12 protein-coding genes and 1 tRNA gene are annotated in these 13654 nt (G+C 34.7%); 8 read left to right on the top strand and 5 right to left on the bottom strand.

The features are described from left to right. Positions 1 to 191: 191 nt before the first annotated feature. On the bottom strand, positions 192 to 539 hold the full coding sequence (locus C6368_RS16120) for a 4Fe-4S dicluster domain-containing protein (protein ID WP_107040256.1): 348 nt from the start codon (positions 537 to 539) through the stop codon (positions 192 to 194). Positions 540 to 638: 99 nt separating this feature from the next. On the opposite strand from C6368_RS16120, the gene C6368_RS16115 reads away from it, so the two are divergent. Both C6368_RS16115 and fabG read left to right on the top strand, forming a co-directional pair. Beyond that, positions 639 to 1679 (top strand): acyl-CoA reductase, encoded by a 1041-nt coding sequence (locus C6368_RS16115; protein ID WP_199851662.1) that lies wholly within the window; start codon positions 639 to 641, stop codon positions 1677 to 1679. Positions 1680 to 1781: 102 nt separating this feature from the next. Further along, entirely contained in the window at positions 1782 to 2528 is a 747-nt protein-coding gene (gene fabG / locus C6368_RS16110) for a 3-oxoacyl-[acyl-carrier-protein] reductase (protein ID WP_107040255.1), read from the top strand. Between the two features lie 389 nt (positions 2529 to 2917). On the opposite strand, the gene C6368_RS16105 is transcribed toward fabG, so the two are convergent. Together C6368_RS16105 and C6368_RS16100 are read right to left on the bottom strand one after the other, a co-directional pair. Then, positions 2918 to 2991 (bottom strand) — tRNA-Met (locus C6368_RS16105). Positions 2992 to 3064: 73 nt separating this feature from the next. After that, entirely contained in the window at positions 3065 to 3814 is a 750-nt protein-coding gene (locus tag C6368_RS16100) for a methyltransferase family protein (protein ID WP_107040254.1), read from the bottom strand. Between the two features lie 68 nt (positions 3815 to 3882). Between C6368_RS16100 and C6368_RS16095 the strand changes: the two genes are divergently transcribed. Together C6368_RS16095 and C6368_RS16090 are read left to right on the top strand one after the other, a co-directional pair. Then, a complete protein-coding gene (locus C6368_RS16095; RefSeq protein ID WP_107040253.1) occupies positions 3883 to 4272 on the top strand; it encodes an START-like domain-containing protein in 390 nt (129 codons plus the stop codon). A 574-nt stretch (positions 4273 to 4846) separates the two neighbouring features. Further along, a complete protein-coding gene (locus C6368_RS16090; protein WP_107040252.1) occupies positions 4847 to 6331 on the top strand; it encodes a sodium:solute symporter in 1485 nt (494 codons plus the stop codon). A gap of 91 nt (positions 6332 to 6422) precedes the next feature. On the opposite strand, the gene C6368_RS16085 is transcribed toward C6368_RS16090, so the two are convergent. Both C6368_RS16085 and C6368_RS16080 read right to left on the bottom strand, forming a co-directional pair. After that, entirely contained in the window at positions 6423 to 7178 is a 756-nt protein-coding gene (locus C6368_RS16085) for a zinc ribbon domain-containing protein (RefSeq protein ID WP_107040251.1), read from the bottom strand. Positions 7179 to 7183: 5 nt separating this feature from the next. Beyond that, on the bottom strand, positions 7184 to 8284 hold the full coding sequence (locus tag C6368_RS16080; RefSeq protein ID WP_107040250.1) for a Nif3-like dinuclear metal center hexameric protein: 1101 nt from the start codon (positions 8282 to 8284) through the stop codon (positions 7184 to 7186). A gap of 416 nt (positions 8285 to 8700) precedes the next feature. Between C6368_RS16080 and clpP the strand changes: the two genes are divergently transcribed. The 4 genes from clpP (at position 8701) to ychF (ending at position 13645) form a co-directional block, all read left to right on the top strand. Beyond that, positions 8701 to 9369: an ATP-dependent Clp endopeptidase proteolytic subunit ClpP gene (gene clpP / locus C6368_RS16075; RefSeq protein WP_107040278.1), complete on the top strand. Its 669-nt coding sequence runs from the start codon at positions 8701 to 8703 to the stop codon at positions 9367 to 9369. A 117-nt stretch (positions 9370 to 9486) separates the two neighbouring features. Further along, positions 9487 to 10728, top strand: a complete 1242-nt coding sequence (gene clpX, locus C6368_RS16070) for an ATP-dependent Clp protease ATP-binding subunit ClpX (RefSeq protein ID WP_107040249.1) — start codon at positions 9487 to 9489, stop codon at positions 10726 to 10728. 468 nt (positions 10729 to 11196) lie between these two features. Continuing rightward, positions 11197 to 12351, top strand: a complete 1155-nt coding sequence (locus tag C6368_RS16065; RefSeq protein WP_159038648.1) for a T9SS type A sorting domain-containing protein — start codon at positions 11197 to 11199, stop codon at positions 12349 to 12351. 196 nt (positions 12352 to 12547) lie between these two features. After that, positions 12548 to 13645 (top strand): redox-regulated ATPase YchF, encoded by a 1098-nt coding sequence (ychF, locus tag C6368_RS16060; protein WP_107040247.1) that lies wholly within the window; start codon positions 12548 to 12550, stop codon positions 13643 to 13645. Positions 13646 to 13654: the final 9 nt, after the last annotated feature.

Raw genomic sequence — 13654 nt, 5'->3', positions numbered from 1 at the left:
AACGAAAATAATAATTTTCATTGGTATAATTTGACTCTAGTTTAAATAAGTGCTGTTTATTATTGAATTCTTTGGGTTTCCTTTTTCTATTCTTCAACCTTTTAATCCTTAAATTCCTAAATTTTTTAGTGTATAAAAAAAGGGATAAACCAATTCAGCTTATCCCTTCAATTTTTTTATTATACTTTATACTATAGGTGCATAAAATCTTTTTTCTTCAATAATTCTTCCTCAGTTTCAGGGAAATCAGGATCATCTACACAACAATCAACAGGACAAACGGCAGCACATTGTGGTTCATCGTGAAAACCTTCACATTCTGTACATTTATCTGTTACGATGTAATAAACATCCATGTCAACAGCTTCATTTTCTTCTTCTGCACTAACTTCATTCCCATTAAGGGTTGTAATCATTCCTTTTAAAGTGGTACCATCGGCCCAAGACCATTCTGCACCTCCTTCATATATCGCATTATTCGGACATTCTGGCTCGCATGCACCGCAATTGATACATTCATCCGTAATTATTATTGCCATTTTACTACTTTTTAAGCGTTACTTCAATACATTTGCAAATATAATAAACCTTTGACAAGGAGTTTTGTTTTATTGAACTTAAATTTTATTGAAAAACACATGGATAGATTAAAAACAATCAAGACATTTTCGATTTTAGGAGATAGCATGAAGAAATGGGGTAATGGAGCTGAAAAAGAAGATTTCAACCCATTTGTAGCAGGTGAATTCTATGATAGAATGCAAAGTTCTATTGTAGGTGCAAAAACTCATAATGGTTGGTTTTCAAAAGAATCAGTGAAAGAAAGTTTTACTGCAATAGGAGAGAGTTTATCTGAAGAAAATTTGACGAATTGGTTGGAAAAATATCCAATTGTAGAAAATCCGAAATCTGTTGGTCTGATTTTAGCAGGAAATCTTCCTTTAGTAGGGTTTCATGATATATTATCTACTGTGTTTTCAGGCAATAAGGCAAGTATCAAATTGTCAAGCGACGACAAGATTTTAATTCCAATGTTGTTAGAAATATTGATCGCGCTTCAACCCGAATTAGCATCTCAAATTGCTTTAGTGAATAAATTAAATGATGCAGAAGCAGTTATAGCAACAGGAAGTGATAATACCGCTCGCTATTTCGAAAAGTACTTTGGACATTTGCCTTGTATTATTCGTAAGAACAGAACATCCGTTGCTGTGATTAATGGAAAAGAATCACCTGAAGAATTAAAAGAATTGGGTAAGGATATTTTCACTTATTATGGAATGGGATGTAGAAATGTATCGCATTTACTTTTACCTAAAGGATATGATTTGGATAATATTTTCGGTGCTATTGTAGGTTATGGAGAGGTTATCAACCATCATAAGTATTGCAATAACTACGATTATTACAAAGCTGTTTATTTAATGAATCAAGAAAAGATCATTGAGAATGGTTTTGTGTTGACAAGAGAAATTAAAGAATTGTTTGCGCCAGTAGCTGTTTTACACTATCATTTCTATGATTCAGAAGATGAAATGAATGCATATTTAAAAGAGCATGAAGATAAAATTCAAGCGATAGTTGGGCAAGATTTTATTCCTTTTGGAGCTGCTCAATCCCCAGCATTGGATGATTACGCAGATGGCGTTGATACAATGGCATTTTTAACAGGACTTTAAAAGTCTGAATTTCAGAAGCAGGACACTTTCGAAATTATCTTTTAAAATGTCCTAAGAAATAGTAGAGAACATTATATTTGTTAGAAATAGAAAAATACAGAAATGAAGTTATTACAAGATAAAGTAGTTTTAATTACAGGAGCCTCAAGAGGAATTGGAAAAGCAATCGCTGAAAAATGTGTTGCAGAAGGAGCGAAAGTTGCTTTCACTTATTTGTCTTCAGAAGAAAAAGCAAATGCTTTGATTAAAGAATTAACTAAAAATGGTGGAGAAGTTAAAGGATTCAAATCGAATGCTTCTAATTTTGATGCTGCTCAAACTTTGGTTGATGATGTGATGAAAGAATTCGGAACAATTGATGTTTTAGTAAACAATGCTGGAATAACGCGTGATAATTTATTGATGCGAATGACGGAAGAGATGTGGGATGAGGTAATCAATACCAATTTAAAATCAGCGTTTAACTTAACAAAAGCTGTGCAACGTCCTATGTTGAAAGCAAGAAAAGGTTCCATTATCAATATGTCTTCTGTAGTTGGAGTTTCAGGAAATGCTGGACAAGCGAATTATGCAGCTTCGAAAGCAGGAATGATAGGATTTACAAAATCTGTAGCTCAAGAATTAGGATCAAGAAGTATTCGATGTAACGCAATAGCGCCAGGATTTATTGAAACAGAAATGACGGATGTATTGGATCCTAAAGTGGTAGAACAATGGAGAAATGCTATTCCATTAAAAAGAGGTGGATCTCCTGAAGATGTTGCAAATGCAGTAGTTTTCTTAGGTTCTGACATGTCAACTTATGTAACCGGACAAACCATTAATGTGTGTGGAGGAATGCAGATGTAATATTTTTTTGGTGACATGTAATAAACGATAAATTAGTGCGTTTATACTCTGAACCAAATAATTACGCGTATGATGAATAGTTACACCAAAACAGCTCCGGAGATGGTGGAGGATAAAAAAGGACCATCGCAAACAACACTTCAGTTTTTACTCAACTATTCGAAGAGTCTAGAAGTCAAAAAAACAAAACAAGAATCTTTAATGATTCATTTAAACTAAATAAAAGGAGCATCGAAAGGTGCTCTTTTTTTTAAGGTGCTATCTAGGAATTTCGGCTTAAAGGTGAAAAAAAGATAATCTGCGAGTGCAGGAGCTTATTTTTTATTAATCCAATTAATAAAACTATATAAACAAAAAAAACCGTTTGTTTCCAAACGGTTTCTTTACTGTAGCGAGAGGGAGATTTGAACTCCCGACCTCAGGGTTATGAATCCTGCGCTCTAACCAACTGAGCTACCTCGCCATATTATCTAAAATCAATAACCTTATTTGTTATTGCGAGTGCAAAGATAATAGCTTTTTTTTAATTTCAAAGACTATGAACGGTCTTCCTCAAATAAAATTTTAGTGTGATGTTTTAATGTTCTTAAAAACAGCGAGATAAATAACGCGATCGCTAAAACAATTATGTAATAAGTATGAAAAATAAATGCATCTTCCATAATATAGTTACGTAAAATGTCTACAAACAAGAAACCTATGATGGTTGCAGATACTCCAGAATATTCTCTTCTTAAAATTGTTTTCATAGAAAATGAGATTGGAGATTTAATGTAGTTTTTATAAGAAGGCCAAAAAGCAGGCACTTTTAAACTCCAAGTTAGGTATTCTTCACCGAATTTACGTTCTAAGAAGCGTTCTTCAGCAAACATTATTCTTTCATAATACAACCAAAATGCCAAAGAAACCAAAACAACAAACCAAATGTTAGCTGTAAAAATCACAATTCCAATCCACATAAAGTAGTTTCCTACATATAAAGGATGACGCATAGTAGAATAAATCCCTTTGGTATTCAAAGCTTCTGCAACTTGTTCTTTCGTATTTCTACCTGAAGTGTTTTTATTTGAAGTACCAATTGCAACCGCACGAATCACTTGTCCTAGAAATGAAATCAATGCCGCGAAAATGAGTAAAATATAATAGTAATTTTCATTCAATTCCATCCAGCCATAATCTGTGAAAAATACAACAGGAATTGCTAAAATAAATAGAATTATAGGGATTTGACCTCTATATTTAAACAAGGTATTACCCGACTTTTCGAGTGAATGTATCAGTGCCATTTAAAAGTTTTTAGTATATTGCAAATTATAATCTTCGGTGAAGATAATAAATAAATAATATTTGCAACATGCCAGAAAAAATTAAGTTTGAACAAGAATATTTGTTCAGAACATCTTCAAAAGTTTTAAACTCTATGGTTATGACACCTAGTGGTTTAAGTGAATGGTTTGCAGATGATGTTAATATCAAAGATGATATCTATACATTTTACTGGAATGGAAGTGAAGAGTTAGCAAGACTTATTAGTAAAAAGACAAATGAATTCATAAAATTCAGATGGCTGGAAGATGAAGAAGAGGGATTAGACACTTATGTTGAAATTCGTTTTAAAGTTGACCCAATGACCAAAGCTGTTGTGCTTCACTTAACTAGTTTTGCAGAAGAAGATGAATTAGAGGAAGTTCAATTATATTGGGAAAGTACAATTGAAGAATTACGAAGAGTGATTGGAGCGTAAATACTATTTACCTATTATTTTTATCCAATTATACCTATGATAGCTATTCAAATAACCATTTTCGCAAGGGATAACCTCTTTTCTTTTTCGCATTGCTCCAAAAAGAAATAATAAGATCTAGCGCCTGATATTTTTTATTCAACCTTTTATATTTTTCAATTGTTTTCATGAGCTTGCTTCGCTGCGGTTCTTGTCTCCACTCCTAAAAGTCGATAATGTCGGTGATCTCCGCCGCAAGATCTGGAGCTTCCGCCATTATTAGCGACTTCTAGCACGCTCCACCTTCAGAAAAAGATAAAGCGCGTCCAAAACCAAATTGCGTATTAGATGTCGAAGAAATTTTTGACTCCTTAACGTAGAATTAGAATGCCTGACAACACTCCTTCAAAACTAGATTTCCCCCACTAAAAAATAGTTTAATGATAAAATTTTCATTCTTATTACGTCTAAATATTTTTAGCTTAAACAAGCGGATAAGGATTTACCTTTTTAACATTCTTGTTTTAACTATTACTTTCTTTTAAAGTTTATCCTTATTTTATTTAAAGTACATTTATCCCTATAATTATTAATTATGAGTGGATTCTTTATCTTGTCTATTATTCTAGCCTACTTTGTTGTTCTTTTGATTATTTCAAGAATAACTTCGAAAGGGGCTGAAAACGATGCCTTTTTTACCGGCAATAGAAATTCTAAATGGTATTTAGTTAGTTTTGGAATGATTGGGGCATCCCTATCAGGTGTCACCTTTATTTCAATTCCTGGACTGGTTGGTGGTTCTGGATTCTCCTACATGCAAATTGTAATTGGTTACATGTTAGGGTATGCGATTATCGCTTTTGTACTTCTACCGCTTTATTATAAGTTGAATTTAACTTCGATTTATTCTTATTTAGGTGGTAGGTATGGGCCTAAAACACATAAAGTTGGCGCTGGGTTTTTCTTGGTTTCGAGAATTCTAGGTGCTTCCGTGCGTTTATTTTTAGTTGCTGATATTCTGGACTATTTTGTTTTAAGTACTTATGGAATTCCATTTGAAGTTTCCGTTTTGGTGACTTTACTCCTTATATATGTATACACTTATCGTGGTGGTATCAAAACAATTGTTTGGACAGATACTTTGCAAACTTTATTTATGCTTATCGCTTTAATTGTGAGTGTTGTTTTAATTACTCAATCTATTGGAGGAATTGAAGAAGCTACCGTTGGATTGAAATCATTAGGAATGACGGATTGGTTTGTAACAGATAATCCGAAAGACAACAATTATATTTTGAAAGGAATTTTAGGTGGATTGTTTATCACTTTAGGAATGACTGGTCTTGATCAAGACATGATGCAAAAGAACCTGACGTGTAGAAATGAAAAAGAAGCCAAGAAAAACATGATGTGGTTTTCTATAATTTTATTCGGTGTGAATTTCGTTTTTCTAATGTTGGGAGGTTTACTTTTCTTATATGCTCAAGAAAATCCGGATATTTTAGCGTCTATTCAAGGAATGGATCTAGATAAACAGACCGACAGATTATTTCCTTTGATCGCACTTGAGGGAGGTTTAGGTTCGCTTATAGGTATAACATTTTTGCTTGGGTTGATTGCTGCTGCATATTCTTCTGCCGACTCTGCATTAACTTCTTTAACAACTTCTACAAGTGTAGATATTTTCAAATTAGATACTTGGACGGATAAATCTAAAGCAGAAAAAGTAAGAAAATTTATTCATGTGGGAATGACGGGGCTCCTTTTTTTTGTTATTCTTCTAGCCAATGCTTTGAAAGAACAAGATGTAATTAACACTTTATTTGTGTTGGCGGGTTATACTTACGGTCCTTTACTCGGACTTTTCTTCTTTGGAATAATTAGCAAGAGAAAGGTGAAAGATAATCTAACATGGATTGTTTGTTTGATTGTTCCCGTGCTCATCTTTATTTTCAAAACCTACGAAGGTGTTTGGTTTGATGGATATAAGTCAGGTCATGAAATTTTAGGCGTAAACGGTATTCTTTGTTATTTGGGGTTGTGGGCATTTTCAGAGAAGAAGAGCTTGGAAGATGTTTAGATTTTTACACTGTAGAGACGGTATGAAAATCCACCAACAAAAAAAGTCCCAACATTTCTGTTGAGACTTTACCAAATATGTGATGATAAAATTATGCTTCTACTTCTTCACCTGGAATTAAAATTCTTCCACAGTGTTCACAGATGATAATCTTTTTCTTTTGTACGATGTCTAATTGACGTTGCGGTGGTATTCTGTTGAAACATCCTCCACATGAATCACGATCTACAGGAACTACAGCTAAACCGTTTTTCGCACTAGAACGTAATCTTTTGTATGCCGTTTTTAGGTGGTCATCCAAATGTTTCATTGCTTTTTCTGACTTTTTGTTGAGTTTTTCCTCATCTTTCTCAGTTTCTGCAATAATATTTTCTAACTCAGCTTTCTTTGCTTTTAAATCTGCCTTACGACCAGTTAGTTTTTCTTGAACGTCATCAATTACTTCTTTCTTGTGCACAATTTGTGCTTTCGCTTCTTTGGCTCTTTTTTCGTGTAATTGAATTTCCAATTCTTGGTACTCAATTTCTTTACTCAGAGACTCAAACTCACGGTTGTTACGTACGTTGTTTTGTTTCTCTTTATATTGTAAAATCGCAGTTTGAGCATCTTTTTGCTCGTTCTTGCGATCGCTAATATCTGTCTCTATATCTTTTAATTCACCAGTTAATTTCTCAACTCTTTTTTCAAGACCTTCGATGTCTGCTTCAAGATCTTCAACCTCTAAAGGAAGCTCACCACGAATTGTCATAAGACGATCGATTTCTGAATCAATTTGCTGTAAATTCGCTAATGCTTCTAAGCGCTCAGCGACAGTTGTGCTTGACTTAGCTTTTGCTTTTGTTGCCATAAATGCTAAAAATAATTAATAGGGTTTGTATTCACCTTACTCAAATGGAAGGCAAAGTTAATAAAATTTTTCTTCAAAAGTGCAAGAATTAAGTGCGGAGTATATTGCTCGCTCTCAAAATGTCCAATATCAGCAATAATTATTGCTTTTTCAGCATCGAAAAACTCATGATATTTGAAATCACCCGTAATATAGATGTCTGCTTGTGCTCTTTTTGCATTGGTTAAAAGAAAACTTCCTGAACCACCACAAAATGCAACTGTTTTAATTTCTTTTTTTACCAATTCTGTGTGTCGAATGATTCCGCAATCAAAAGCTTCTTTAATGTGGGTTAAGAATGCTCCAACTTCCATGGGTTTCTCCAATTCGCCAATCATTCCCGAACCTTCGTCCTGATTTACGTTTGAAATAAGGTAGATGTCATGGGCAACTTCTTCATAAGGATGAGCTTCTTTCATCGCTTTAATGATTTGACCTTCTTTATGAACGGGAATTATAACTTCAATTCTTTTTTCATTTACTTTTTCTCTTGCTCCAATTGTACCACTTGTAGGATTTGAATTTTCTCCAGGTTTGAAGAAGCCATCGCCCGAACTTTCAAAACTACATTCAGAATATTCTCCAATATTTCCTCCGCCAGCTTCAAAAATAGCTTGCGTTACTTTGTCAGAATCATTTTCGGGACAGAAGAAAACTAATTTCTTTAAAACATTTTTCTTAGGTGCTAAAATTCGAGGATTAGAAATTCCAATACGCTGTGCAATTTCATAATTCACTCCAAATTTATAATTGTCTAAATTCGTATGGATGGCGTAAATGGCAATGTCGTTTTTAATTGCATTAATCACTGTTCTTTCAACATAATTCTTCCCATTCAACTGTTTTAACCCACCGAAAACAATAGGATGATGAGCGATAATAAGATTCGCACCAATTTGAATCGCTTCTTCCACTGTGTCTTCAATGCAATCCAGGGAAAGTAGCACTTCTGTAACTTCCATTTCGCGATTTCCTACAATTAATCCGGAGTTGTCATAACTTTCTTGACTGCTCAATGGAGCCATTCCTTCAAGAAATGATGTGATGTCTTTTACCTTTAATTTCATAGTAGGGCAAAGGTAAGGAAATTATGAATTGTTCAATTACGAATTGGTGAATTGCTAATTAGTTCCTATTCCGTCATTGAATAAAAGGTATAATTCTGTTGTTTTTTTGTTGCTTTCGACAAGCTCAATCTCCGAAGAGCACTCCCGTTGACTTAGCCTGTCGAGGGCAATAATATGAGCTGTAATTCGTAATTCCCTATTCCTTAATTCGTAATTTATTTTTAACATCTGCCATTATGACGTTGAATAATTTGATAATTAAGTGAATTCTTTAATTTTGGCGTGATTCATTTCCATTTATGTCCGACCAGCAATTAAAGCATGATATTTGATAAATCAAATTTCAAATCATGAACAAATTTAATTCGGAATTGTATCTTTATCGAGAATTACGAATAAGAAAAAAAGAGATAAGTATGTATAATAAAGATGAGTTTAAAAAATACGCAACCAAACATTTAGGCATCAACAGTATGCATGTTGGTCAATATATCGAATCTTCTATGACTCCTTATATTATTGAGGAACGTCAATTAAATATGTCACAAATGGACGTGTTTTCTCGTTTGATGATGGACCGCATCATATTTTTAGGTACCGGAATCGACGATCAAGTTGCAAATATCATTAACGCACAATTGTTGTTTTTAGAGTCTGTAGATCCTAAAAAAGACATCCAAATCTATTTAAACTCTCCTGGAGGAAGTGTTTATGCTGGATTAGGTATTTATGATACAATGCAATACATCAGTCCAGACGTAGCAACAATTTGTACAGGATTAGCGGCTTCAATGGGAGCAGTTTTATTGTGTGCAGGTGCAGAAGGAAAACGTACAGCATTGAAGCATTCACGTGTAATGATTCACCAACCATTAGGTGGTGCGCAAGGTCAGGCTTCTGATATCGAAATTACAGCGCGTGAGATTATTAAGTTGAAAAAAGAATTGTATGATATCATTTCTCACCACACAGGAAAACCGTTTGACAAAGTTGAGCATGATTCTGACCGTGATTACTGGATGACTTCGGAAGAAGCAAAGGAGTATGGTATGGTTGATGAAGTGTTGTTACGAAAGAAAAAATAGTAGTTAAAACAAAGTAGTTCTCTAACTCCTTATTTGGGTAGCCTTTGAGAATTGCGTATTTTTGTAAAATAATTATAGAAGGTCGATAGCGATATTGGCCTTTTTTTGACACAATATATGAGTAAAAAAGAAACAACATGTTCTTTCTGTGGCCGATCTAAAAGTCAGGTTAGGTTATTGATTGCTGGAATTTCCGGTCACATTTGTGATCACTGTATTATTCAAGCGCAATCAATAGTGAAAGAAGAAATCCCAAGTGGAGGATTAGAAATTGAAGGTGGTGAAAATGCGCCTTTAACGATATATAAACCAACAGAAATTAAAGCGAAATTAGACGAGTATGTGATTGGACAATTGTCTGCCAAGAAAACTTTGTCGGTTGCGGTTTACAATCACTATAAGCGTCTAAATCATAAAGTTGGTGAAGACGACATCGAAATTGATAAGTCTAATGTAGTGATGGTTGGACGAACTGGAACTGGGAAAACACTTTTGGCTAAAACAATTGCTAAAATGTTGAATGTACCTTTCTGTATCGCTGATGCGACTGTTTTAACAGAAGCCGGTTATGTTGGTGAAGACGTTGAAAGTATTTTATCTCGTTTGTTGCAAGCATCAGATTATAATGTTCAAGCAGCAGAACGTGGAATTATTTTCATTGATGAGATAGATAAAATTGCACGTAAAAGTGATAATCCATCAATTACACGTGATGTTTCTGGGGAAGGTGTTCAGCAAGCTTTGCTTAAATTGCTTGAAGGAGCAGAGGTGAATGTTCCGCCACAAGGAGGAAGAAAACATCCAGAACAAAAGATGGTAAAGGTGAACACGAAAAACATCTTGTTTATTTGTGGAGGTGCTTTTGACGGAATTGAAAAATTAATTGCACGTCGTGTAAATCGTCAAACGATTGGTTTTGCGAACGAAGAGGAAGAACGTATTGACAAAGATAATTTATTGGAATTTGTGAATCCTACCGACTTAAAATCATTCGGGTTAATTCCAGAGTTGATTGGTCGTTTTCCAGTATTGACTTACTTGGAGCCATTAGACAAAACAGCATTGCGCAGAATTTTAACAGAACCTAAAAATTCATTGTTCAAACAATACGTTAAGTTATTTGAAATTGATGGAATAGACTTGAAATTCGACAGCGAAGTACTTGATTTTATTGTTGATAAAGCAGTAGAATTTGGATTAGGTGCACGTGGTTTACGTTCAATCTGTGAAGCAATCTTAACTGAAGCGATGTACGAAATTCCTGGAAGTAAAGATCACGCTAAAGAATATAGAGTGACCTTAGAATATGCTAAAAAGCAATTTTCAAATTCAAAAATGGCGAAGATGAAGGCGGCATAGTCCTTTTAATAGCCTTAAATATTTTAAAAGCGGTTTCTTTCAGGAGCCGCTTTTTTTGTGGATTTTTTTAGGTGTCGTGGTAGAAGTAAACACTTACAAACGGTTGAAAGCAATTTTTGAGGCTCAATAGATCTCGCTGAACATCATTTGGACGTATCCGTTTTTACTTATAAGGAAAACGATTTAATACCTTGTTTTTGAATGGTTAACTTAGTGCTTCCTCCCTTGAATATGTTCGGTCATTTTATTTACCTATGTGTTGATTTTCTTAGCAATAAAACTAATTTACATAGCAACCCGAGCCATCAAATTTCAAATCATAATTTTATGTCCTTAGACCCAATTCCTTAAGACTCCCCAAATAAATCCTTCCCGCAAACAACCTAAATTCTCCCATTCTATCTTATATTTGAAAGACGATATGGTTTGGCTAAATCCATAAATACTGAACCTCTCAATCCAAAAAACATGAAACAAACGAAAAAACAAATCATAACAATATTTACTTTTCTATGGATTTCTGTCTGTTCATTTGGTCAATACGACAGCATACCACATGATGGATACGACAGAACTTACCTTGTTCATTTGCCAACGGCTTATGATGGTTCCACAGATTTGCCTTTGGTGATTGCCATGCACGGTGGGTTTGGAAATGCGTATAACTTGGAAGATCAATCACAATTAAGTGTAAAAGCCGATTTGGAAAACTTTATTGTCGTTTATCCAGAGGGTGTAGAAGGAGGAGTACTGAATATTAGTTCATGGAATGCCGGATGGTGCTGTGGTTTCGCGAGTAACAATAGTATTGACGATGTAGGTTTCATAGATGCATTATTAGACAACTTAATTGGTCAATTGGCCATCGATACCACTCGGATTTACGCTACGGGAATGTCAAATGGTGGCTTTATGTCCTATAGATTAGCTTGTGAACTTTCGGATAGAATTGCAGCAATAGCTCCTGTATCTGCATCAATGGCAATGGCTACTTGTAATCCAGGTAGAGCAGTTCCAATAATACATTTTCATTCGAAACTAGATTCAAATGTTCCTTATTTAGGTGGAGTGGGGAATGGGTTTTCGAATCACCATAATCCCCCTGTTGATTCAGTTCTCTATGTATGGTCAGGTCATAATAATTGTCACAATTTCACGGATACAATTGTCAATAATTCGCAGTATTTGCATACAAAATGGGCGAATTGTGAATGTAGTACAATCATCGAATATTATATTACAGAAGATGGCGGTCACTCATGGCATGGAGGAAATCAAACGGCAATTGGAGATCCGGTTTCCAATTATATAAATGCTACCGATTTAATGTGGGACTTTTTCCAAGAACACACGCTCGATTGCGATGAATTATCTTTGTCCAATGATAACATTGCGGAAAACAAGGTTATTCTATTTCCAAATCCAGCTAAGGAAAAATTCTCCATTCACATCACAGAAAAATATCAATCATTAGAAGTCTCGATTTATTCACCTTTGGGACAAAAAGTAATGAGTAAGCAAAATCAAAAAGATATCAATATTTCGGAATTAGCTGAAGGAGTTTATTACGTTTTTATCGCAATCGATGGTGATTTAAAAGTAGAGCAAGTGGTTAAAGAATGAGGTTTTTGACTGAAATAGATATTAAATTAGGGCCAACACCAACCTTACCGCCCCACCCACCAGCGTAAAGCATACAGCATAAAGCCTACAACCCCAATCCAACCCAACCCCAAAAAAACAACTAAAACCAATAATATAAAACCCAAATTGGTATTAATCAATTGCAAGCATTATCTTTGCATCAAAATATTTTCAAATGGCATTAAAATGTGGAATTGTTGGATTACCGAATGTTGGTAAATCTACATTGTTTAACTGTTTGTCGAATGCGAAAGCACAATCGGCAAACTATCCGTTTTGTACAATAGAGCCTAACGTAGGAACTATTTCTGTTCCAGACCCACGTCTAGAAAAATTAGAGGAAATTGTAAGCCCAGAACGCGTTGTACCAACGACTATGGAGATTGTTGATATCGCAGGATTGGTAAAAGGAGCTTCAAAAGGAGAAGGTTTAGGAAATCAATTCTTAGCAAATATTCGTGAAACAGATGCAATTATTCACGTATTGCGTTGTTTCGAAGACGATAATATTGTGCACGTGGACGGTTCAGTGGATCCAATTAGAGATAAAGAAGTTATTGATTATGAACTTCAATTGAAAGATTTAGAAACTGTTGAAAAACGTTTAAATGGTTTAGCTAGAACAGCGAAGTCTGGAGATAAAGAAGCGAAAAAAGTATACGATTTAACTGAACGTATTAAGAATCACTTGGAGTCTGGTGAATCTGTGCGCTCAATGGAATTCGAAGAGAACCAATTGCCGCTCGTTAAGGAGATGCACTTGATTACTTCAAAACCAGTTTTGTATTTATGTAATGTGGACGAAAGTTCTGTAAAGGATGGAAACAAGCATGTTGAAGCAGTGAAGGAAGCGGTGAAAGATGAAGAAGCGGAGGTTTTAATCATCGGTGCGCAAATCGAAGCAGATATCACAGAATTTGAAACTTTCGAAGAACGTCAAATGTTTATGGAAGAACTTGGTTTAACTGAGTCTGGAGTAGCGCGTTTGATTCGTTCAGCTTATAAATTATTAGAATTAGATACTTACTTCACGGCAGGTGTGAAAGAGGTACGTGCTTGGACAGTTTTAAAGGGTTCAACTGCACCTCAAGCGGCAGGTGTGATTCATACTGACTTCGAAAAAGGATTTATCCGTGCCGAAGTAATGAAGTATGAAGACTTTGTAAAATATGGCTCTGAAGCAGCTTGTAAAGAAGCAGGTAAATTTGGAGTAGAAGGAAAAGAATACATCGTAAAAGATGGTGATATAATGCATTTCAGGTTTAATGTTTAAACATTGAGT

Origin of the sequence: Brumimicrobium mesophilum, from assembly GCF_003025005.1 — a bacterium.
GTDB classification, from domain to species: Bacteria; Bacteroidota; Bacteroidia; order Flavobacteriales_D; family Crocinitomicaceae; genus Brumimicrobium; species Brumimicrobium mesophilum.
Note: the sequence above shows the minus strand (reverse complement) of the source record. Positions and strands in the feature narration are given on the sequence as shown.